This is a genomic window from Variovorax sp. 01N429 (assembly GCF_056399425.1).
The window spans coordinates 1-398 of the sequence record NZ_JBFTRG010000184.1 but is presented as its reverse complement, the minus strand read 5'-3'; the positions used below and the strand labels follow the sequence as shown (position 1 = coordinate 398).

The following is a 398-nucleotide window of genomic DNA, read 5'->3' as shown; positions in this document are numbered from 1 at the left end:
CCGCGGCACCGCATGGCCGATCCGCCCGTTCCCGTCCACCCGGTCGTGGCGCTCGGACGCGCCGCGGTCGCCGTGGCCGCGGCGACGAACCCGGTCCCGGCAGTCATCGTCCTGGGTCTGGTCGTCGTCGCCCGGGCCGTGCCGCAGGTGTGGCGTCTGCGGATCGCGGCCGCCGGAACGGCCGCGGTCCTGGCGGGTGCCCTGGTCGGTGCCGCTCGCTGGTACACCGCCCCGTATCGCGACCTGGCGGGCAGCTGCCTGCACGCGCGGACGTCGTGGGCGCAGTGCGCCGCAGAGCAGGCCGCGGAACGGTGGCCGGGATGGCTGCTGGCGCAAACCCCGTACGCCGTCGCGCTCGCCGCATGCGTCGGCGGCTGGTGGCTCGTGCGGCGCACCCG

Annotated in this window: 1 protein-coding gene; it reads left to right on the top strand. The window is 77.4% G+C overall.

Annotated elements, in window-relative coordinates:
- Positions 1 to 12 precede the first annotated feature (12 nt).
- The coding region (locus AC1DSF_RS31165) for a hypothetical protein (RefSeq protein ID WP_478184174.1) at positions 13 to 398 on the top strand (386 nt) is incomplete at its 3' end.